This window comes from Ruegeria atlantica (assembly GCF_013033965.1).
Lineage (GTDB): Bacteria > Pseudomonadota > Alphaproteobacteria > Rhodobacterales > Rhodobacteraceae > Ruegeria > Ruegeria atlantica_D.
In genome coordinates, this window is sequence record NZ_WQFE01000009.1 from 122,407 (window position 1) to 143,208 (window position 20,802).

General features: G+C 57.6%; 21 protein-coding genes. 9 read left to right on the plus strand and 12 right to left on the minus strand.

The features are described from left to right. Positions 1 to 6 precede the first annotated feature (6 nt). The 5 genes from GOW16_RS16080 to GOW16_RS16100 form a co-directional block, all read right to left on the minus strand. Entirely contained in the window at positions 7 to 528 is a 522-nt protein-coding gene (locus GOW16_RS16080) for a thioesterase family protein (protein ID WP_170416826.1), read from the minus strand. Beyond that, entirely contained in the window at positions 512 to 1,318 is an 807-nt protein-coding gene (locus tag GOW16_RS16085; RefSeq protein WP_170416828.1) for a cyclase family protein, read from the minus strand. Before GOW16_RS16085 ends, GOW16_RS16080 begins: the two co-directional genes overlap by 17 nt. A gap of 114 nt (positions 1,319 to 1,432) precedes the next feature. Next, on the minus strand, positions 1,433 to 4,216 hold the full coding sequence (fdhF, locus tag GOW16_RS16090) for a formate dehydrogenase subunit alpha (protein WP_170416830.1): 2,784 nt from the start codon (positions 4,214 to 4,216) through the stop codon (positions 1,433 to 1,435). 13 nt (positions 4,217 to 4,229) lie between these two features. Further along, complete coding sequence (locus GOW16_RS16095) at positions 4,230 to 5,933, minus strand: NAD(P)H-dependent oxidoreductase subunit E (RefSeq protein WP_170416832.1); 1,704 nt, start codon at positions 5,931 to 5,933, stop codon at positions 4,230 to 4,232. An 85-nt stretch (positions 5,934 to 6,018) separates the two neighbouring features. After that, entirely contained in the window at positions 6,019 to 6,900 is an 882-nt protein-coding gene (locus tag GOW16_RS16100; protein ID WP_170416834.1) for a LysR family transcriptional regulator, read from the minus strand. A gap of 250 nt (positions 6,901 to 7,150) precedes the next feature. Here GOW16_RS16100 and GOW16_RS16105 point away from each other — a divergent pair, with 250 nt between their 5' ends. After that, complete coding sequence (locus GOW16_RS16105; protein ID WP_170416836.1) at positions 7,151 to 7,567, plus strand: VOC family protein; 417 nt, start codon at positions 7,151 to 7,153, stop codon at positions 7,565 to 7,567. A gap of 54 nt (positions 7,568 to 7,621) precedes the next feature. Here GOW16_RS16105 and ychF read toward each other — a convergent pair whose 3' ends face one another. Then, positions 7,622 to 8,719: a redox-regulated ATPase YchF gene (gene ychF / locus GOW16_RS16110; RefSeq protein ID WP_170416838.1), complete on the minus strand. Its 1,098-nt coding sequence runs from the start codon at positions 8,717 to 8,719 to the stop codon at positions 7,622 to 7,624. A gap of 190 nt (positions 8,720 to 8,909) precedes the next feature. Here ychF and GOW16_RS16115 point away from each other — a divergent pair, with 190 nt between their 5' ends. The 8 genes from GOW16_RS16115 to GOW16_RS16150 all read left to right on the plus strand — a co-directional run bounded on the left by GOW16_RS16115 (position 8,910) and on the right by GOW16_RS16150 (position 15,273). Beyond that, the gene (locus GOW16_RS16115) at positions 8,910 to 9,404 is read left to right on the plus strand and encodes an acyloxyacyl hydrolase (RefSeq protein ID WP_368039918.1); all 495 of its coding nucleotides are present in this window, start codon (positions 8,910 to 8,912) and stop codon (positions 9,402 to 9,404) included. Positions 9,405 to 9,483: 79 nt separating this feature from the next. Further along, positions 9,484 to 10,275: a tryptophan synthase subunit alpha gene (gene trpA / locus GOW16_RS16120; protein ID WP_170416840.1), complete on the plus strand. Its 792-nt coding sequence runs from the start codon at positions 9,484 to 9,486 to the stop codon at positions 10,273 to 10,275. 153 nt (positions 10,276 to 10,428) lie between these two features. Beyond that, on the plus strand, positions 10,429 to 11,595 hold the full coding sequence (locus GOW16_RS16125; protein ID WP_170416842.1) for an alpha-hydroxy acid oxidase: 1,167 nt from the start codon (positions 10,429 to 10,431) through the stop codon (positions 11,593 to 11,595). A gap of 121 nt (positions 11,596 to 11,716) precedes the next feature. Continuing rightward, a complete protein-coding gene (locus GOW16_RS16130) occupies positions 11,717 to 12,373 on the plus strand; it encodes a 50S ribosomal protein L25/general stress protein Ctc (protein ID WP_170416844.1) in 657 nt (218 codons plus the stop codon). A 182-nt stretch (positions 12,374 to 12,555) separates the two neighbouring features. Then, positions 12,556 to 13,236: an aminoacyl-tRNA hydrolase gene (pth, locus tag GOW16_RS16135; protein WP_170416846.1), complete on the plus strand. Its 681-nt coding sequence runs from the start codon at positions 12,556 to 12,558 to the stop codon at positions 13,234 to 13,236. Positions 13,237 to 13,318: 82 nt separating this feature from the next. Next, positions 13,319 to 14,482, plus strand: a complete 1,164-nt coding sequence (locus tag GOW16_RS16140) for a serine hydrolase domain-containing protein (RefSeq protein ID WP_170416848.1) — start codon at positions 13,319 to 13,321, stop codon at positions 14,480 to 14,482. Between the two features lie 9 nt (positions 14,483 to 14,491). Beyond that, entirely contained in the window at positions 14,492 to 14,869 is a 378-nt protein-coding gene (locus tag GOW16_RS16145) for a DUF2237 family protein (protein WP_170416850.1), read from the plus strand. A gap of 83 nt (positions 14,870 to 14,952) precedes the next feature. After that, complete coding sequence (locus GOW16_RS16150) at positions 14,953 to 15,273, plus strand: antibiotic biosynthesis monooxygenase family protein (protein WP_170416852.1); 321 nt, start codon at positions 14,953 to 14,955, stop codon at positions 15,271 to 15,273. A gap of 31 nt (positions 15,274 to 15,304) precedes the next feature. Here the strand turns inward: GOW16_RS16150 and GOW16_RS16155 are convergent, their stop codons facing one another. The 6 genes from GOW16_RS16155 to rpsA all read right to left on the minus strand — a co-directional run bounded on the left by GOW16_RS16155 (position 15,305) and on the right by rpsA (position 20,567). Further along, positions 15,305 to 15,856, minus strand: coding sequence for a class I SAM-dependent methyltransferase (locus GOW16_RS16155; RefSeq protein WP_254429812.1), 552 nt, complete (start codon positions 15,854 to 15,856; stop codon positions 15,305 to 15,307). 122 nt (positions 15,857 to 15,978) lie between these two features. Further along, complete coding sequence (trpB, locus tag GOW16_RS16160) at positions 15,979 to 17,226, minus strand: tryptophan synthase subunit beta (protein WP_170416854.1); 1,248 nt, start codon at positions 17,224 to 17,226, stop codon at positions 15,979 to 15,981. A gap of 99 nt (positions 17,227 to 17,325) precedes the next feature. Next, on the minus strand, positions 17,326 to 17,967 hold the full coding sequence (locus GOW16_RS16165; RefSeq protein ID WP_170416856.1) for a phosphoribosylanthranilate isomerase: 642 nt from the start codon (positions 17,965 to 17,967) through the stop codon (positions 17,326 to 17,328). Positions 17,968 to 17,976: 9 nt separating this feature from the next. Beyond that, a complete protein-coding gene (locus tag GOW16_RS16170; RefSeq protein ID WP_170416858.1) occupies positions 17,977 to 18,327 on the minus strand; it encodes a lipopolysaccharide assembly protein LapA domain-containing protein in 351 nt (116 codons plus the stop codon). A gap of 7 nt (positions 18,328 to 18,334) precedes the next feature. Further along, positions 18,335 to 18,619 (minus strand): integration host factor subunit beta, encoded by a 285-nt coding sequence (ihfB, locus tag GOW16_RS16175; protein ID WP_037310872.1) that lies wholly within the window; start codon positions 18,617 to 18,619, stop codon positions 18,335 to 18,337. 271 nt (positions 18,620 to 18,890) lie between these two features. Further along, positions 18,891 to 20,567, minus strand: a complete 1,677-nt coding sequence (gene rpsA / locus GOW16_RS16180) for a 30S ribosomal protein S1 (RefSeq protein WP_170416860.1) — start codon at positions 20,565 to 20,567, stop codon at positions 18,891 to 18,893. Between the last annotated feature and the right edge of the window lie 235 nt (positions 20,568 to 20,802).

Consider the following 20,802-nt stretch of genomic DNA (forward strand, 5'->3'; position numbering starts at 1 on the left):
CTCAGGTTACTTTCTTCGGATGCCAATCTGCTGCCCGACCTCAGCGGCTGGTTCCAACGCGGCATGGTCCTTCACCATACGCTGTAACCGTTCCACCGCCCAATCCGGATAGGGAACCGATCGCCCGGTCGTATGGCTGACATTCATGAACAAGGCTTCCTGCGTGGCGCAGACGGCTCCGTCTTTTTCTGACACCATCTGCGCAAAAAAATGGCCGCGCTTGTGATCTGCATCCAACAGCCGGAACCGGATACTGAAGGCCTCGCCCTCCAGTATTTCGCGCAGGAAATTCATGTGGGATTGCAGAATGTAAGGCCCCTGCCCCATCGCATTGACCTGTGCTTCACCCAGACCCAGATGGTCCACCATCAACAATTCTAGCGCATTGTCGAAGGCGACACCGTAGTAGCCCACGTTCATGTGACCGTTATAATCGATCCACTCAGGGCGCGCCTTGAACCCGCGGAATTCAAGCGGAGCGTCATAGGGGCCGTCATGTCCGGCCAGCGTTTCAGGCGACGGTTGCATCAGGTGCTCCTTCCTGGGTTTCAAAGACCGCAACAGCGCGGATAAATCCGGCTGAGGCCCCTTTGATCTTGAACGGGAAACAGGAAATCTCGAACCCGGTGGGTGGTAAGGTTTCAAGGTTCGTCAGTTTTTCCATGTGACAATACCCAACCTCCATCGAGGCCCGGTGCCCTTCCCAGATAATCGACGCATCCTGGGTCTCAGCATATTCCTGCGCGGTCAAGGGAAACGGTGCGTCCCAACTCCAGGCGTCGGTTCCGGTCACTCGCACTCCGCGCTCGGTCAGGAATAAGGTTGCCTCACGCCCCATACCGCAGCCCTTTATCAGGTAATCCGGTTGACCGTACCGTGTACCGGCCGAGGTATTCACGACCACGATATCCAGCGGCTGCAATTCGTGGCCTATCCGTTTCAATTCAGCTTCGACATCGGCAGCGGTCGCCACATAGCCGTCATCGAAGTGGCGGAAATCCAGTTTGACGCCCGGGTTCATGCACCATTCCAGTGGTACCTCGTCGATGGTGATCGCCCGCTCGCCATTATTCATGGTCGAATGGTGATGATAGGGCGCGTCCAGATGGGTGCCGTTATGCGTGGCGATCTGAAGGCGTTCGATGGCCCAGCCCTCGCCACCCGGCAGATCGTCTTTTTTCAAACCCGGAAAGAAGGACATTACCTGTTTGGCGGTCTGGTCATGGGTCAGATATTCGATTTCGGGCAACATAATCGGCGGGTCCGAGACGATCCCGGTTTCCAATGGAACGGACAGATCGACGAAACGGCGTGCCATGTAAAACTCCTCCACCAAGACCGGTGACAGGGTTGGCTGCAGGTAAGCTGCTGTCAAGGAAAGAAAAAGGCGGCCCCGGGGCCGCCTGATCCTGCTTGGTGAATGGTAGTGGTGTTACTCTGCTGCTATGGCGTCTTCGATCTTTTCGACGCGAATGGCCGAGAATTTGAATTCGGGGATCTTGCCATAGGGGTCGATAGCCGAGTTGGTCAGGATGTTCGCCGCCGCCTCGACATAGGCAAACGGGATGAACACCATATCCTCGGCAATTGCCCGATCAGCGCGCGCCATGATCTCAATCGAGCCGCGCCGGGTGGTCAATCGGATCATCTCGCCCGGTTCGATCCCCATCAATTTCAACGTACGGGGATTAAGCGAACAGTTCGCCTCAGGCTCAACTGCATCCAAAACCTTGGCGCGGCGAGTCATCGACCCGGTGTGCCAATGTTCCAGCTGACGCCCTGTGGTAGCAATCATCGGGTATTCGTCATCCGGGGCCTCATCCGGCGGGATGACGCTGGCCGGGGTGAACTTGGCCCGGCCATCCGCACGCGGGAATCCATCGCCAAACACAATCGCCTGACCCGGATCGGTCTCGCTGAGCGACGGGTAGGTGATTGTCTCGGTCTCCAGACGGTCCCAGGTGATGTTGTTCAGAGATGCCATGGTCAGCTTCATCTCGGCAAAGACCTGAGACACATCCGTGTAATCCCAATTCAGACCGATGCGCTGCGCGAGTTCAACGGTGATCTTCCAGTCTTCACGCGCCTCACCCGGAGGGGTCACGGCGGGCCGCACCCGTTGCACCTGACGGTTGGTGTTCGACACTGTACCGTTCTTTTCATACAGCGCCGATGCCGGCAGTATGATGTCGGCATAGTTCGCCGTCTCGGTCAGGAAGATGTCCTGCACGATCATCAGCTCGAGCTTGGCCAGCGCATCGCGTGCGTGACCCACATCCGGGTCGGACATGGCCGGATTTTCACCCTGAATATACATGCCCTTGATGTTGCCCGCATACGCCTGATCGATGATCTCGGTGACGGTCAGGCCTTTCTCGTTCGAGAAGTCGTCTGAGTTCCAAACATTGTTGAACTTGGCCCGGATACCGTCATCGGTGACCGACTGATAGTCAGGCAGGAACATCGGGATCAGACCCGCGTCAGACGCGCCTTGCACGTTGTTCTGGCCACGCAGCGGGTGCAGGCCCGCGCCGGGTTTACCAACGTTTCCGGTCATCAGAGCCAGCGAGATCAGGCAGCGCGAATTATCGGTGCCGTGAATGTGCTGGCTGACACCCATGCCCCAGAAAATCAGACCGGCTTTGGCCTGTGCAAAGGTACGCGCGACGCGACGCAACTGATCCGGTTCGATGCCACAGATCGGCGCCATCGCCTCGGGCGTGAACTGCCGCAGGTGCTCTTTCTCGGCTTCCCAGTTCTCGGTCCAGCGGTGGATGTACTGGCTGTCGTACAGTTCCTCTTCGACGATCACGTTCATGATCGCATTGAGCATCGAGACATCGGCACCGGGGCGGAACTGCAGCATTTCGTCTGCGAACTTGCGCATACCAACGCCGCGCGGGTCCATCACGATCAGCTTGCCACCGCGTTTGGTGAATTGCTTGAAGTAAGTCGCCGCAACCGGGTGGTTCTCGATCGGGTTAGCCCCGATGATGATAACCACGTCCGAATTTTCGACCTCGTTGAAGGTCGCGGTCACCGCTCCTGAACCAACGTTTTCGATCAGCGCCGCCACTGAAGAGGCGTGACACAGACGCGTGCAGTGGTCGACGTTGTTGTGCTTGAAGCCCTGACGAATGAACTTCTGGAACAGATAGGCTTCTTCGTTCGTGCATTTGGCCGAACCAAAGCCTGCAACCGAGCGCGGATCTTCAGCGCGCAGAGCTTTCAGTTTAGTGGCGGCCAGATCCATCGCCTCTTCCCATGTCGCTTCGCGGAAATGGGTCGACAGATTACCCGGATCGACGTTCAGGCCCTTTGCTGGCGCATCCTCACGACGGATCAGCGGCTTGGTCAGGCGGTGCGGGTGGTGGATATAGTCGAAACCAAAGCGGCCTTTGACACACAAGCGGCCTTCGTTTGCGGGGCCGTTGATACCCTCGACATACTTGACCTTGCCGTCCTTGACCTTCAGCGAGACCTTGCAGCCAACGCCGCAGAACGGGCAGACGCTTTCGGTTTCGCTATCGTAGTCCTTGCTGTCACCCTGCTGGTTCTCATCCAGCACAGTGGCGGGCATCAGCGCACCGGTCGGGCAGGCCTGAACGCATTCGCCACACGCAACACAGGTTGATGCGCCCATCGGGTCGTTCTGGTCGAACACCACCTGCGCGGTATGTCCGCGACCGGCCATGCCGATCACGTCATTGACCTGCACGTCACGGCAGGCCCGGACGCAGAGGTTGCAGTTGATACAGGCGTCCAGATTGACGCGCATCGCAACGTGGCTGTCATCCAGCAGCGGAATCTTCTCGGCCTCTTTCGCCGGGAAACGGCTGTCGCTGACATCGTTCAGCTTGGCCATATCCCAGAAATGGCTGGAGGTGTCGTGCGCCTCTTCGGGCTGGTCGGCCACAAGCAGTTCCATGACCATCGCGCGCGACTTCTCGGCACGGTCGCTGTCGGTCTTGACGACCATACCGTCCGCCGCCGGACGGATGCACGAGGCGACCAGAGTGCGCTCGCCCTCCACCTCGACCATACAGGCGCGGCAGTTGCCGTCGGGTTTGTAGCCCGGCTGTGGCTTGTGGCACAGGTGGGGGATCGTGAACCCCTGCCCCTTGGCGGCTTCCCAGATGGTCCAGCCCTCGGGCACGGTGACATCTTCGCCGTTCAGGTTGAAGGTGACGGTCTTGTTTGGGCTTGCATCAAGCATGGCTCTGTCTCCCTCAGATTTCGTCAGCGAAGTGTTTCATGACAAGGCGGATCGGGTTCGGGGCCGCCTGCCCCAGACCGCAGATCGAAGCATCGCCCATGACCTGACACAAATCCTTCAGCAGGTCCTGATCCCACTTATCGGCTTGCATCAGCTTCACGGCCTTTTCGCAGCCCGCGCGGCAGGGGGTACACTGACCGCAGCTTTCATCCTCGAAAAAGCGCAGCATATTCAGCGCGGCGTCGCGAGCGGTATCCTGATCGGACAGAACCACAACGGCGGCAGAGCCAATGAAGGTGCCATGCGGTTGCAGCGTGTCGAAATCCAGAGGGATATCGTCCATCGACGCAGGAAGCAGGCCCGAGGACGGGCCGCCCGGCTGATAGGCCTTGAAGGTCTGGCCCTCGGCCATACCACCAGCGGCTTCGATCACGTCCAGAATGGTCGAACCCGCGGGCAGCAGGAAGACACCCGGTTTCGCCACCCGGCCCGAGACCGAATAGCTGCGCAGTCCTTTACGACCATTCTTTTCGGTGCTGTTGAGGCATTCAGGCCCCTCACGGCAAACCTTGGTGACCCAATAGAGCGTCTCGACGTTGTGCACCAAGGTCGGGCGGTTAAACACCCCAACCTGCGCCACGAACGGAGGACGGTGGCGCGGCAGGCCTTTTTTGCCTTCGATCGACTCGATCATCGCGGATTCTTCACCGCAGATATAGGCACCGGCACCCCGGCGCAGGTCGATATAGCCGGGTTCAACGATCCCGGCCTGTTCCAGCGCAGCGATCTCGCGGCGGAGAATTTCCAGAACCGCCGGATATTCATCGCGCATATAGATGAAGCAGGTCTCGGCCTCGACCGCCCAGGCGGCGATCAGCATGCCTTCAAGGAAGACGTGCGGCGTGCGCTCGAGATAGTACCGGTCCTTGAAGGTGCCGGGCTCGCCCTCATCGCCGTTCACGGCCAGATAGCGGGTGCCTTCGTTCATGCGAACAAAGCCCCATTTCTTGCCGGACGGGAAGCCAGCGCCACCCAAACCACGCAGACCCGAGGACAGGATGTCTTCCTGCACCTTCTCCCAGTCACCGCCGTCACGCAGTTCTTTCAGCTTGGCGTAGCCGCCATTTGCCTCGTATGCGGCGAAGGTCTCGTAATCGGGCAGATGGGCGTGGGTGTCACCAGCAGCGATCGCAGCCTGCACCTTTTCGGGGGTCGCATGGTCGATATGGTTGTGACCAATCTCCAGCACCGGGGCAGTGTCACAGCGACCCATGCACGGGGCGCGGACAACGCGGACTTCAGACGCATCCAGCCCGTCTTCCAGCGCCTTTTGCAACTGCTGGGCACCGGCCATCTCGCAGGACAGGGAATCGCAGACCCGGATCGTCAACGCGGGCGGAGGCACCTCGTCTTCTTTCACCACATCGAAATGGGCATAGAACGTGGCTGTTTCATAGATTTCAGCCTGGCCAATCCTCATCTCAACCGCCAGCGCGGCGATGTGATCGGCGCTGATATGGCTGTGTTCGTCCTGAATCAAATGCAGGAATTCAATCAACAGATCGCGACGGCGCGGGCGATCGCCCAGCAGGCGAGCGATTTCAGCCTGTGCCTCATCCGTGAACTGACGGCCCTTGGGCGTGTGCCGCCCCTTGCCTTTACCTGACTTCCAGACGCCCTTGGGTGCGCCTGATGGCTTGGTATCTAATGGTGCCATGATGCCCTCCGATTGAGGCTCCGTGTCTCATCAGAATAGCATATCGTCAAATCGCTTATTGAAATCGCACGATAACGACAGTTTATCACCGTAAAGACGTCACCACTGCGCGCAATGCCCCGACCGTCGGCAATTCGGGGTCACGGGACAGGGTCGCCAGACAAATCGGTTTACTTACAATGGGATCGACCAGAGGCAGTACTTTGGTTCCCTTCAAATCACCCAGCGCGCGAACCAGAACACGAGGAACAACGGTAGCCGCCAGCCCCTCGCGCGCCATGACCATTGATGCGGTGAAACCGCTGGTTTCCGCAACCACATGGGGGTGCAGGCCCTGCTCGGCGAAGATGCGATCAAGGTTGCGTCGGTTCTGCATTTGCGGTTCCAGCAGACTGATCGGGAATTCGGCGACACGCGCCCACGGAATCGGCCCGGTTTCTGTGGTCATATGGGACGGGATCAGCAACACATAAGTCTCTTCGTATAACGGCTGAACGTGCCGCAGATCCGTGCCAATACTGTCGCCATAGGTGATGCCGGCATCCAGACTGCCCTCGTCCAGTCGGTGCTGGATGGCCGAGGCCGACATGGTTTCAACCCTTGTAACTATGCGCGGATGCGCCTGGTGCAGTCGCTTGATCAGCCGTCCGGTAAAGGCAATTGCGGTTGGGATCACACCCAACTTGAGCGTCCCGGTAATCTCGCCTTTTGACGCCAGAACCTGCTGTTCCAGGGCTTTTGTCTCGTCCAGAATGCGCCGCGCGCGTTGGACGATCATCTCGCCCTCTTCTGTCAGACCCTGAAATCGGTTGGCCCGGCGAACGATGGTCACACCCAACCGGTCCTCAAGGTTGCGGATGCGCATTGAGAATGCCGGCTGAGATATTCCGCTTTCCTCGGCCGCCTTGGCAAAATGGCGATGTCGGGCCAAAGCGCTGAGCAGTTGCAGGTCGCGGATTTCGATCATTTAATGTTTTCTCAATTTGAATGTCGCCCGCCACACTAGCGGGGATTGTACAGGAGAGGGAAGCCTGGGCTGACTGGGGCAGTAGACCCGTGGCACCTGAGTTCAGAAAGGACACTGCAATGCTCAACGCGCTCAGGTATCTGCCGAGAACACTGCTTTGGGGTGTGATAGCGGAAACCAATTTGTAGGCCGGCACCAAAAAAGTGCGTAAGCTCTTGCAAGGGAATTTTTTTGGAGAGGAATGTACGGAATGATTGCCTACGTCACTATGGGTGTTGACGATATTGCGCGTGCGCAACGATTTTATTCTGCGTTCCTGCCATCCCTTGGTTATAAGCTGGAAAAGTATCACGGGGACTTAAGTTACACGCTGCCTGTCAAACCTGGCCAATCTCCCGTTCAGCCGGAATTTTACGTGAAGTCGCCCTATGACGGAGCCCCGGCTTCAGCCGGGAACGGCACAATGGTTGCCTTTGAAGCACGCAGCCAAAAACAGGTTCGTGACCTTCATGCCGCAGCGCTTGCCGCAGGCGGTTTTGATGAGGGTCAGCCGGGTTTTCGTGCTTCGTATGGACCCAGGTTTTACGTTGGCTACCTTCGAGATCCTCAAGGTAACAAAATCGCACTGTTTTCCAGCAATCCGGACGAACCCGGGCGAGATGACTAACCCAGGATCGTTGACGGCAAAAGAAAACTTTCACGAAGTCGGCGCAGTCCGACCTTAGGTATTGAACAGGAAGTGCATCACATCGCCATCCTTGACGATGTACCCTTTGCCCTCGGCCCGCATCTTGCCCGCCTCTTTCGCGCCCTGCTCGCCATTCGCGGCGATGTAGTCGTCATAGGCGATGGTCTCGGCGCGGATGAAACCCTTTTCGAAATCACCGTGGATCACACCAGCGGCCTGCGGGGCGGCGGTGCCGGTGCGGATGGTCCAGGCGCGGGCCTCTTTTGGGCCAACGGTGAAATAGGTTTCCAGCTTCAGCAGGTCGTAACCTGCACGGATCAAACGGTCGAGGCCAGGCTCTTCCAGACCCATCTCCTCAAGGAACATCTGGGCTTCATCGTCTTCCAACAGGCTGATCTCTTCTTCGATCTTGGCGCTGATGATGACGTGAGAATTGCCCTGAGCGGCGGCCATTTCAGCCACCTTGGCAGAGTACTCGTTGCCGTCAGCCGCTTCTTCCTCGGACACGTTGCAAACATAGAGCACCGGCTTGGTGGTCAGCAGTTGCAACATCTTCCACGCCTTGGCGTCTTCGTCCGAAACCTCGACCAGGCGCGCGGGTTTGCCGTTTTCCAGCATCGCCTGCGCCTCAGCCAGCAAGCGTTCCTGCTGCTGCGCCTCTTTGTCGTTGCCCTTAAGCTTGCGCACCAAATTGGCGCGGCGCTTTTCGATGCTTTCCAGATCAGCCAGCATCAGCTCGGTTTCGATTGTGTCCGCATCGGCCACCGGATCGACGCGGCCATCAACGTGAGTTACATCACCATCTTCGAAACAGCGCAGTACATGGGCAATAGCGTCGGTTTCACGGATGTTGGCCAAAAACTGATTGCCCAGCCCCTCACCCTTCGAGGCGCCCTTCACGAGACCGGCGATATCCACAAAGGTCATCCGCGTTGGAATGATCTGTTTCGAGCTGGCAATCGCTGCCAGTTTGTCCAGACGGTCATCTGGCACCGCAACATCGCCCACATTGGGTTCAATCGTGCAGAACGGGAAATTCGCCGCCTGCGCAGCTGCGGTTTTGGTCAGCGCATTGAAGAGGGTCGACTTGCCCACGTTCGGCAAACCCACGATTCCCATTTTAAAGCCCATGACGGCCTCCTGCATACCATTCGAGCGCTGCTTCTATGCAGGTCCGAAGTAATGCGCAAGCCAACGCGCGCGATAGGTGCGCAGAGGCGTTTTGACAACACAATTGATTGTCACGGCTTTGTGCGCTTGCGCACATTGAAACCTGAGCACTAGAATCACCAATTAACGATTTAGAACAATTGAATAGTGAATGGCTGACATGAGATCTATCGTTCTTGCCCTTGGGGCTCTTTTTGCCGCGACCAGCGTACACGCACAATCCGTTGTATTCGGAGCCGGATATGCGGATTTTTCCGACAGCAACTCAAAAGACCAAGCCGTCTTTTCGGTCGAGTACCAACATCGTCCGTTTTACGAGGCGACACGCCTGTCCGCGACATGGGGCGGTGCGTTGACCGTGGACGAAGCGGGGGACCTCCATGTGGGCGCAGGTCTGATCGGTTTATACACCTTTGCTGACCGATGGTTCGTCGAGGGAAGCGTCATGCCCGGCTACTTCTCTAAATCAGAAGAGCTGAACGACTTGGGTGGAAGTTTCCAAATTCGCAGCCTCTTAGGCGTCGGCTATACCCTGAATAGCGGCAACAAAGTTTCAATGGCACTTACCCACAAATCCAACGCAAGCACGCAACGGGAAAACCCAGGCGTCAATTCGGTGCTGCTGCGATACCACCTTGCGTTCTGAGGCCGAGGCACCGAACCGGGATTGATTTCTTTTCAAAGTTTCTGCACATCAGGTCTGAACCTGATTGCAAGGACAGCCTATGACCCGTATCGACGCCAAGTTCGCCGCTCTGAAAGAACAGGGAAAGAAGGCGTTCGTCGCCTACATCATGGCCGGTGACCCGGATTTCGAGACCTCCCTTGAGATCGTGAAGGGCCTGCCTGGCGCAGGTGTTGATGTCATCGAGCTGGGCCTGCCCTTCACTGATCCGATGGCAGACGGGCCGACGATCCAGGCCGCCGGCCAGCGCGCGTTGGACGGTGGCATGACCCTGCAGCGGACCTTGGATCTGGCCCGGGCTTTCCGCGAGACCGACGACACCACTCCGATTGTGCTGATGGGGTACTACAACCCGATCTACAGTCGCGGCGTGGATAAGTTTCTTGCAGACGCGAAAGAGGCCGGCATTGACGGGCTGATCGTCGTCGACCTGCCGCCAGAAGAGGATGAAGAGCTGTGCTTGCCTGCGCAGGCTGCTGGATTGAACTTCATTCGTTTGGCCACGCCAACAACCGATGACAAACGCCTGCCCCGCGTTCTGCAGAATACGTCGGGCTTTGTGTATTACGTGTCTATCACCGGCATTACCGGTGCGGCCGAAGCCCAAGCTACAAATGTCGGCCCCGAGGTTGCCCGCATAAAATCCGCAACCGATCTGCCTGTGATCGTTGGCTTCGGCATCAACACACCTGAAAAGTCCCGCGCTATCGCTACCGTGGCCGACGGCGCTGTGGTCGGTTCTGCGATCGTCAGCCAGATTGCGGCAGGAAAGCCAACCGGTGAAGTATTGGATTTTGTGAAATCTCTGGCCGACGGCGCGCATTCGGCCTGATCAAATCCTAACCAAAATTCAACGCAGTCGGACTTTTCCGACCGCGGTTTTCGTGCCCTGAATTACGTGGCGTGGCATCGAAACGTCGCGGCGTTGCGAGGGGCTCAAATGGTTGGTAAACAAAAAGAACCAATCCCGCGAAGGCCGAACCACATGCCCGTTATCACCAATATCGACGACCTGAAACGCATCTACGAACGCCGCGTTCCACGCATGTTTTTCGACTACACCGAAAGCGGGAGCTGGACCGAGCAAACCTTCCGCGAAAACAGCTCGGATTTCGAAGATATCAGGCTGCGGCAGCGGGTTGCCGTCGATATGGACGGGCGCTCGACCGCGTCACAAATGATCGGCGAAGACGTGGCAATGCCCGTCGCCCTCGCGCCTGTTGGCCTGACGGGCATGCAGCACGCGGACGGTGAGATGAAAGCCGCCAAAGCCGCCGAAGAATTTGGAGTGCCCTTCACCCTTTCGACCATGTCGATCAACTCGATTGAGGATGTTGCAGGGCATACAGGCAAACCTTTTTGGTTTCAGCTCTACACCATGAAGGATCAGGATTATGTCAGTCGCCTGATCCAGCGCGCCAAAGATGCCAAATGTTCGGCCTTGGTCATCACACTGGACTTGCAAATTTTGGGGCAGCGCCACAAGGACCTCAAAAACGGCCTGTCTGCACCGCCGAAACTCACGGCCAAGACAATTGCCAACCTGATGACCAAGTGGGCTTGGGGAATCGAGATGCTGGGCGCGCATCGGCGCGAGTTTGGCAATATTGTTGGCCATGCCGAAGGTGTCTCTGACGCCTCATCTCTGGGTGCATGGACGGCTGAACAATTCGACCCCAGCCTTGATTGGCGCAAAGTTGAAAAACTGATGGAACAGTGGGGCGGGAAGGTGATCCTAAAAGGCATTCTGGATGCTGAAGACGCCAGAATGGCGGCCAAGCTGGGAGCAGACGCCATTGTCGTATCGAACCACGGCGGGCGTCAGTTGGATGGGGCGCTCAGTTCGATCCGGGTTTTGCCTGAAATTATGGACGCCGTAGGTGGTGACGTCGAAGTTCATTTGGACAGCGGCATCCGTTCGGGACAAGACGTTCTCAAGGCACTGGCGCTGGGGGCCAAGGGCACATATATCGGCCGCGCATTCATCTATGGGCTGGGCGCAATGGGTCAGAAAGGCGTGACCACCGCGCTGGACGTCATTCACAAAGAGCTGGACACCACCATGGCCCTGTGCGGTGAGCGGGATGTGAATGGACTGGGCCGTCACAACTTGCTGGTCCCCGAGGATTTTGGTGGCCGTTGGCAGGGTTGATCCGACCCTATGCCTAAAAGGGCAAAAACCCCTTTCCAAACCAGATGAATCAAGCTAAGGACGCGGCTTCACGCGGGCATACAGCCTTGGAGGATGCCCGCCCTAACATTGGAGAATTATCATGGCTGGAGAGATTCCTGATCTCGTAGCTCTGGAACGGACGGGGACAGGCAAGGGCGCCGCTCGTCAGGCACGCCGCGACGGCATGGTTCCGGGCATTGTTTTTGGTGGCGACAAAGAGCCGCTGCCGATTCAGATCCCGTTCAACGTCCTGTTCAAGAGCCTGAAAGCAGGCCGGTTCAAGTCGACCTTGTGGAACCTGAAAGTTGAAGGTCACGAAGACGTCCGCGTCATCTGCCGCGACGTTCAGCGTGACGTCGTCAAAGACCTGCCGACCCACCTTGACCTGATGCGCCTGCGTCGGACCACAAAGATCGCGCTGTTTATCCCAGTTGAGTTCATCAACGAAGAAGAAGCGCCCGGCATCAAGAAGGGCGGCGTTCTGACCGTTGTTCGTCCGGAAGTCGAACTGATGTGCACGGCTGGTGACATTCCTGAGAAGATCGTTGTTGACGTAACTGGAATGAACATCAACGACGTTGTCACCATCTCGTCGGTTGACCTGCCCGCAGGAACCAAGCCGACCATCGACCGTGACTTCGTTATCGCGAACGTCTCGGCACCGACCGGTCTGTCGACCAGCGACGACGAAGAAGGTGATGAAGCAGAAGTGGCCGCAGACGAAGTTGAAGTCGTCGGCCAGGAAGCTGAAGAATAAGTTCAGGTTTACTACCTTGAATTTGAAACGGGGTTCCATTGGAGCCCCGTTTTTCTTTTCTACGACCGCGTGCCGTCGGTCCGTTCCGCGCGAGGTTTGATCTGTCGGCAAGCCCGACTGGATTTCCGATCCATTTCCGGGCATGAGAGGGCAACTCGAACAAGGATGCCTGGAGCAGAGCCATGAAACTATTTGTCGGACTGGGAAATCCGGGTCAGAAATATGCCCGGAACCGGCACAATATCGGCTTCATGGCACTGGACAGGATCGCCGACGACCATGGTTTCGGACCTTGGAAATCCAAGTTTCAGGCAGAAATCGCAGAGGGGCGACTGGGCTCGGAAAAGGTGCTGCTGGTCAAGCCGCAAACCTTCATGAATCGCTCAGGGCAATCCGTGGGCGAAGCCATGCGGTTTTACAAACTGGACTCGACAGATGTGACCGTTTTTCACGATGAGCTCGATCTGGCCCCCGGCAAGGTGCGCGTCAAAGCCGGCGGAGGTCACGCCGGCCATAATGGGTTGAGGTCGATCCATGAACATATCAGCCCGGCGTATGATCGGGTTCGTTTGGGCATTGGCCATCCAGGGCGAAAGGAACTGGTCTCACCTTATGTTCTCAGCGACTTTGCCAAGGCGGATGCGGATTGGCTGGATGATGTGCTGCGGGGTGTGTCGGACGGCGCCAGTCATTTGGCAGATGGCGACGGTGGCAAGTTCATGAACGCAGTTGCATTGCGCGCCGCACCGCCACGGTCGTCAAAAACCCCGGCGACCGCCTCGAAACCGGTCCCAAAACCTGCGCCCGAGCCCAAGGTGGACAACAGATCGGCCATGCAAAAACTGATGGACAAGTTCAGATAAGGCCAGCGACGTTGCCGTTACGTCTCAATTGCGAACTGCCTCGGTCCGCGTTCCAATACGGTACGAAAAAGGGAGGAGACATATGCGAACCCTGATCAAATGGGTGCTGCGCATCGTATTGATGTTGGTGCTGGCGGCAGTGGTTGTTGGCTTTTGGAAGCGTGAAGAGATTCAGCGTCTGATGGCCGTAAACTCTTTGTTTTCCGAAGAAAAGATCGTGCACAACTTCTCTCATATGGACGAAGCCTTCCTGACCGTTGCTCTGGCCCGCGGTGATGCCCCAACGTTCGAACTGCCCTACGGCCCCGGTTTTGATCTGCCAGAAGGCACGGATGCATGGATTGATGACCGCGCCGTGACTTCGTTGCTGGTGATGCAGGACGGGCAGATCCGGTTCGAAGAATACTATCTGGGGACAGCGCCTGAAGATCGCCGGATTTCCTGGTCGGTGGCCAAAAGTTACCTGTCCGCTCTGTTCGGCATTCTGATGGACGAAGGGGCCATCGCCTCGCTGGATGACCCCGTGACCAAATACGCGCCGAAGCTGCAGGGGACGGCATATGACGGTGCTACAATCCGCAATGTCCTGAACATGGCCAGCGGAGTGACGTTTGACGAAGATTATCTGGACTACGATTCGGACATCAACCGCATGGGCCGTGTTGTTGCACTGGGCGGAGAGCTTGACGATTTCGCTGCCTCGTTGAGCGAGACTTTCGCCACACCCGGCGAAACATGGCAGTACGTGTCGATCGACACGCATGTCATCGGCATGGTGGTCCGCGGGGCAACAGGCCGGTCGGTAACCGAACTGTTGACCGAGAAGATCATTCAACCGCTGGGCCTTGAACGCGATGGCTACTATGTCACCGATGGTGCCGGGGTGGCCTTCGTGCTGGGCGGGCTGAATTTTACCACGCGCGACTTTGCCCGGTTCGGACAGATGATCCTGCAAAACGGTGAACATAACGGCCAGCAGATTGTACCTGCCGAGTGGATCGCGGAATCGGTTTTCCCCAGCGCCCCCACGGAAGCTGGAGAGATCGGTTACGGCTATCAGTGGTGGATCCCCGTTGGCGCTCATGAAGGCGAATTTCTGGCCCGTGGCGTTTACGGACAGTACATCTATTTCGACCAGCCACGCGGTGTTCTGATAGTCTCGACCGGGGCGGATCGCAATTTCCGTGACGCTGGTGTCAACGATGCAAATATAGAAATGTTCCGCAGGATCGCCCAAAGCCTGTAAGGTATGCCTATGCAAAAGCTGGACAGCATCAACGTTCTGGGGGGCGTCCTTGTCCCCTGCTCTCGCGATCCTCTGACCGGGTTTTTCCGGGATGGGGCCTGCAATACCTGCGCCGAGGATCAGGGCAGCCACACTGTCTGCGCCGTCATGACGGCCGAGTTTCTGGCCTATTCCAAGTATGTCGGCAATGATCTGAGCACGCCCCGCCCAGAGTTCGACTTTCCCGGCCTTAAGCCCGGCGACAAGTGGTGTCTATGCGCCGGGCGTTTCCTGCAGGCCCATGACGAAGGATGCGCGCCCAAAATCAATCTTGAAGCCACCCATCAGCGGGCGCTGGACATCGTCCCCATTGGAATTCTGCGTGAACATGCCGTGAAAACGGATTGACCGCTGGGGCAAAAAAGCATCAAAGAAACCCGCCAGCCAACACTTTGTTTAGCGAGCGCATCCGTCAACAAACGAGGTAGGCTATGAGCTTTATCGCCATGAACCGCTTCAAAGTCCGTCTGGGCAGCGAAGCAGATTTTGAAGCCGTTTGGAAAGACCGCGAAAGCCGTCTGAAAGAACTGCAGGGGTTTCAGGAGTTTCGTCTTCTGAAAGGCCCTGAGGGCGACGGGTATCGGCTGTATTCCAGCCACGTGATTTGGGACCATCGCAGCGATTTCGAAGCGTGGACCAAGTCCGAACAATTCCGCGATGCGCACAAGAATGCGGGTAACGGCAAGACGCAGTCGGCACTGATGGGGCCGCCCAAATTCGAAGGGTTCGAAACGGTCTTGCATCAGAACTGATCCGGCCAAATCGTCAATGCCGGGTTGATCCTCAAACAGCGCGCGCCAAATAGCCGTGCGATGTGCGCGAAGGCGGGCCAGTTGGGAAACTGTGCTCCGCCTCCAACTGCCAGCCTGTATCCTTTAACAATTTGGCCACTTGCTGCGGTCTGTACGACCGGTGCCGCCATTGAAGCCAGATAATTGCATTACACCAATGGGGTTTGCTGACGACCAGCCAGATTTTTGCCTCTGGCGCGGCCTGTTTGCGCATGTGTCGCAAGGCGTCGGTGGGGTCATTGCAATGCTCAAGAACATGGGCGGCCAGAATGCAATCAAACCGCTCGGTTGGTTGAAAGTCTTCCAACCGGGATTGCACTGTTTGTGACGTGACGCCTCGTTTGGCCAAGGCATGTCTGGCCTGTTGCAGCATCTTCCCGGACGGCTCCAGCAGTGTGATCCGTCCCTCGGGCTGAATGACTGCGCGTGCCTCAGAAAATGCGCCCGTCCCGCACCCCACATCCAGGGCATTTCGGCCAAGCGCGCCTGCCAAACCGGTCGACAGAAATCCCAGATAGGCGTCGAAATAGCCCAACAGGCGCATTTTATCCGCCCAGCCGGGGGCCGCGGCATCGTATTTTTGATCGAGTCTATCTGTACTGGACGCGTCCTGCATACCCACCAGCGTGGCATGAAACACCCGGGACGCAAAGCCCCGGATAATCGTTAGCTAGCCGTACGACCTTCGGTATCGGACATGTCGAAGTTCAGGTATTTGGCCACAGTCTGAACGTCCTTATCGCCGCGTCCGCACATGTTCATGCAGATCAGGTGATCCTTGGGTAATTCAGGTGCGATTTTCATGACATGTGCCAAGGCGTGGCTGGGCTCCAACGCAGGGATGATGCCTTCGGTTGCACAGCACAGCTGGAACGCTTCCAGTGCCTCTTTGTCGGTGATCGAGACATAGTTCGCGCGACCGATGTCATTCAGCCAGGAATGCTCAGGCCCGATGCCGGGGTAATCCAGACCGGCCGAGATCGAATAGCCTTCAAGGATCTGGCCGTCATCGTCTTGCAGCAGATAAGTGCGATTGCCGTGAAGAACACCCGGACGGCCACCGGTCAGAGACGCACAATGCTCCATCTTTTCGTTCACACCTTTGCCGCCCGCTTCTACGCCGATGATGTTGACCGATTTGTCGTCGAGGAATGGGTAGAACAGGCCCATGGCATTCGAGCCACCGCCAATGGCTGCGATGATCGTATCGGGCAAACGGCCCTCGGCCTTGTGCATTTGCTCTTTGGCTTCCTTGCCAATGATCGACTGGAAATCGCGCACCATCGCCGGGTACGGATGCGGGCCTGCCACGGTGCCGATGCAGTAGAACGTGTCGCGCACATTGGTCACCCAATCACGCAGCGCGTCGTTCATCGCGTCTTTAAGAGTTCCACGACCTGAGGTGACCGGAATAACTTCGGCGCCCAACAGGCGCATCCGGAACACGTTCGGTGCCTGACGCTGCACATCGTGCGCGCCCATGTAGACTACGCACTTCAAACCGAATTTGGCGCAGACAGTGGCAGTGGCCACGCCGTGCTGCCCTGCCCCGGTTTCGGCGATGATCCGGGTCTTGCCCATGCGCCGCGCCAGAATGATTTGGCCCAGCACATTGTTGATCTTGTGCGCGCCAGTGTGGTTCAGCTCATCGCGCTTGAGATAGATCTTCGCGCCGCCCAGATGCTCGGTCAAACGCTCCGCGTAATACAGCGGCGAGGGGCGGCCCACATAGTTTGCCCAAAGATCGTCCATCTCAGCCCAAAAGGTCGGGTCATCCTTGGCCTTCTCATATTCCTCTTCCAGCGACAGGATCAGAGGCATCAGTGTTTCGCTGACGAACCGTCCGCCGAAGATGCCAAAGCGGCCCTGTTCGTCGGGACCGGACATGAAGGAATTGAAAAGATCGTTGGCCATGGGTGTCTCCCTCGTCGTACCCGTCGTTCATAGGAGGTAGCGGCAGGTTTTGCCATCGGAAAACGCGCCTTTTGTCCTGGCTAAAAGCAACGGCGCGGGTTACTTCGCCGCGTCGATAAAGGACCGTATCAACTCAGCGTCTTTCACACCCGGAGCACTTTCCACACCGGACGCCACATCCACCTGTTGGGCACCGGTCATACGGATCGCCTCGGTCACATTGCCGGGGTTCAATCCACCTGCAAGCATCCAGGGTCTACGCCAGTACTTTCGCCCCGCCAGCAACCGCCAATCAAAGGCCAGCCCGTTTCCACCCGGAAGTATCGCACCCTTGGGGGCCTTCGCATCAATCAAAAGCTGGTCGGCAACCTCACTAAAAACATCTATCGCGGCCAGATCCTGAGCTTCGGCAACGCTGATAACCTTCATCACCGGCAGCCCATAGCGCGCTTTTACCTCGCGCACGCGCTGGATGCTTTCTCCGCCGTGCAGTTGCAACATATCGAAAGGCGCAGCGCCGGTGATACTGTCCAGCAGGTCATCCGAGGCATTCACGACCAACGCAACTTTTGCCACCCCCACCGGGACAGGCGCCATCAGCGCCGCCGCCTGTTCAGGCGAAGCATAGCGGGGCGATTTTGGAAAGAAGTTAAAGCCCAGATACCGAGCGCCTGCATCAGCCGCAGCGCGCACGTGATCAGGTGCGGTCAGCCCGCAAATTTTAACAGCTACGTCCGTCATAAAAGTGCCTTAGCTGGCTTCGTCCAGCAGTGCCAGAACGTCGTCCTTGCCCTCGTTCTGCTTTTTCTTGAGCTTCTTGACCTCACGCTCAAGCTTGCGCACTTCACCAGTCTTGGTCGAGGCATCGCGGCGATGCTTGTGCTCGCGCAGCCATTCCCAGAGGAATCCGATGATCAACCCGGCCACAACGCCGCCTAGCACAACGACAAATAACGGCAAGGATGTCGAGAAATTGAGCCCCAGCAACTCGGCCAGGGCGTCCGGCATCAGTTTCAGCTCGACGATCTGGCGATTGGCCAGCGAGATCGACACAAGAACGATCCCAAGGATCGCCAGAAAAGCATATCGAAGGTAACGCATCATGGTGTCAGGCTTTACCGTTCAATCGATCCCTTAGCAACTTGCCAGTTTTGAAGAACGGGACACATTTTTCTTCGACCTGTACGGTCTCACCCGTGCGGGGATTGCGGCCGACACGCGCATCCCGTTGTTTTACCGAGAATGCGCCAAAGCCACGCAGCTCAACACGGTCGCCACGGGCCATGGCATCGGTCACTTCTTCGAACACGGTATTCACGATCCGCTCAACGTCACGCTGATAGAGATGCGGGTTTTCGTCGGCGATTTTCTGAATCAGTTCTGAACGGATCATGTGCGTGTCCCTCCCAGGCGACCGGTTAACCATGTCTATTACTTTGGACAGTATAGGAAAAAACCGTGATCGGGGGAACGTAAACTCTGCGTGCAAAGCATTCATTTTGCTGCAAAGTTACGCGATTTTTCGCTTGTTCGGGTGGATTCTGCGCCTAATGCCTGAACGACAGCCGTAATAAACCCAAAATTCGGAACATATTGATTCGCAACAAAAACGGCCCCGCGCTTCTGCACGGGGCCGCGAATTCGGCCGGAACTCCAGCCTGAGCTTAGTCGCCAGACTTCAGCGCTGCACCCAGGATGTCGCCCAGCGATGCGCCCGAGTCGGAAGAACCGTACTGTTCCACGGCCTCTTTCTCTTCGGCGATTTCGCGCGCCTTGATCGACAGGCCCAGACGGCGGGTCTTGCTGTCGACGTTGGTGACGCGGACGTCGATCTTGTCGCTGACCGAGAAACGCTCGGGGCGCTGCTCTGCACGGTCGCGTGACAGGTCCGAACGACGGATGAACGACTTCATGCCTTCGTACTCGACCTCGATGCCGCCATCTTCGATCGCGGTGACTTCGACAGTGATAACCGAGCCACGCTTCACGCCGCCCACGGCTTCGGCGAACTTGTCACCACCCAGGGCTTTGATCGACAGCGAGATACGCTCTTTTTCGACGTCAACTTCCGAGACAACGGCCGAAACCATGTCGCCTTTGCGGTAGTTCTGGATCGCATCCTCGCCACGCTCGTCCCAGGACAGATCGGACAGGTGAACCATGCCGTCGATGTCGCCTTCGAGGCCAATGAACAGACCGAATTCGGTGATGTTCTTGACTTCGCCTTCGACCTCGGTGCCCTCGGGGTGTGTTTCTGCAAACACTTCCCATGGGTTGCGCATGGTCTGCTTAAGGCCCAGAGACACGCGACGCTTGGCGCCGTCGATTTCCAGAACCATGACGTCGACTTCCTGGCTGGTCGAAACGATCTTGCCGGGGTGGACGTTTTTCTTGGTCCAGGACATCTCGGAGACGTGGACCAGACCTTCGACACCGGCTTCCAGCTCGACGAACGCGCCGTAGTCGGTGATGTTGGTGACGCGACCCTGATGAACCGAGCCCAGCGGGTACTTGGCAGCGACCAGATCCCACGGATCTTCCTGCAGCTGCTTCATGCCCAGGCTGATGCGGTGAGTCTCTTTGTTGATCTTGATGACCTGAACCTTGATGGTTTCACCGATCGTCAGGATCTCGGACGGATGGTTCACACGGCGCCATGCCATGTCGGTGACGTGCAGCAGGCCGTCAACGCCGCCCAGGTCAACAAATGCACCGTATTCAGTGATGTTCTTGACAACACCCTCGACGGTCTGACCTTCGGACAGGTTGCCGATGACTTCGGCGCGCTGTTCGGCACGCGATTCTTCCAGGATTGCGCGGCGCGAAACAACGATGTTGCCACGGCGGCGGTCCATTTTCAGAATCTGGAACGGCTGCTTCAGACCCATCAGCGGGCCAGCGTCGCGCACGGGGCGAACGTCAACCTGCGAGCCGGGAAGGAACGCAACTGCGCCACCCAGATCGACGGTGAAGCCACCTTTGACGCGACCAAAGATTGCACCTTCGACACGCTGGTCGTCGGCATATGCTTTTTCCAGACGGTCCCATGCCTCTTCACGGCGGGCCATCTCGCGCGAGATGACGGCTTCGCCACGGGCGTTTTCAGCGGCGCGAAGGTAAACTTCTACCTCATCACCAACAGCGATTTCAGGGGCTTCGCCGGGATTTGCGAATTCTTTCAGATCAACGCGGCCTTCCATTTTGTAGCCTACGTCGATGATGGCTTGGCCGGCTTCGATCGCCAGAACCTTGCCTTTGACAACAGAACCCTCTTCGGGCGTGTCCATTTCGAAGCTTTCGTTCAGGAGGGCTTCGAATTCCTCCATAGATGTATCAGCCATGTGGCGTTGTTTTCCTCTACATAACGTTTTTGCTGGCCGAGCGGTTGTCTCCGCCGGTCTTGATTCATGGTGCCATCGGACGTGACCCGGTGCGCCCCTGAGCAAACAAACACAAAGGGCCGAGGTAACCCGGCCCTGCTCAGAAACGTCATCCGGACGTTGACCGCCCTTGTGTTGACAGCGCGCGTATATGCGGAATCACCAACAGGCGCAAGAGGAAAGCCTTGAAACACAG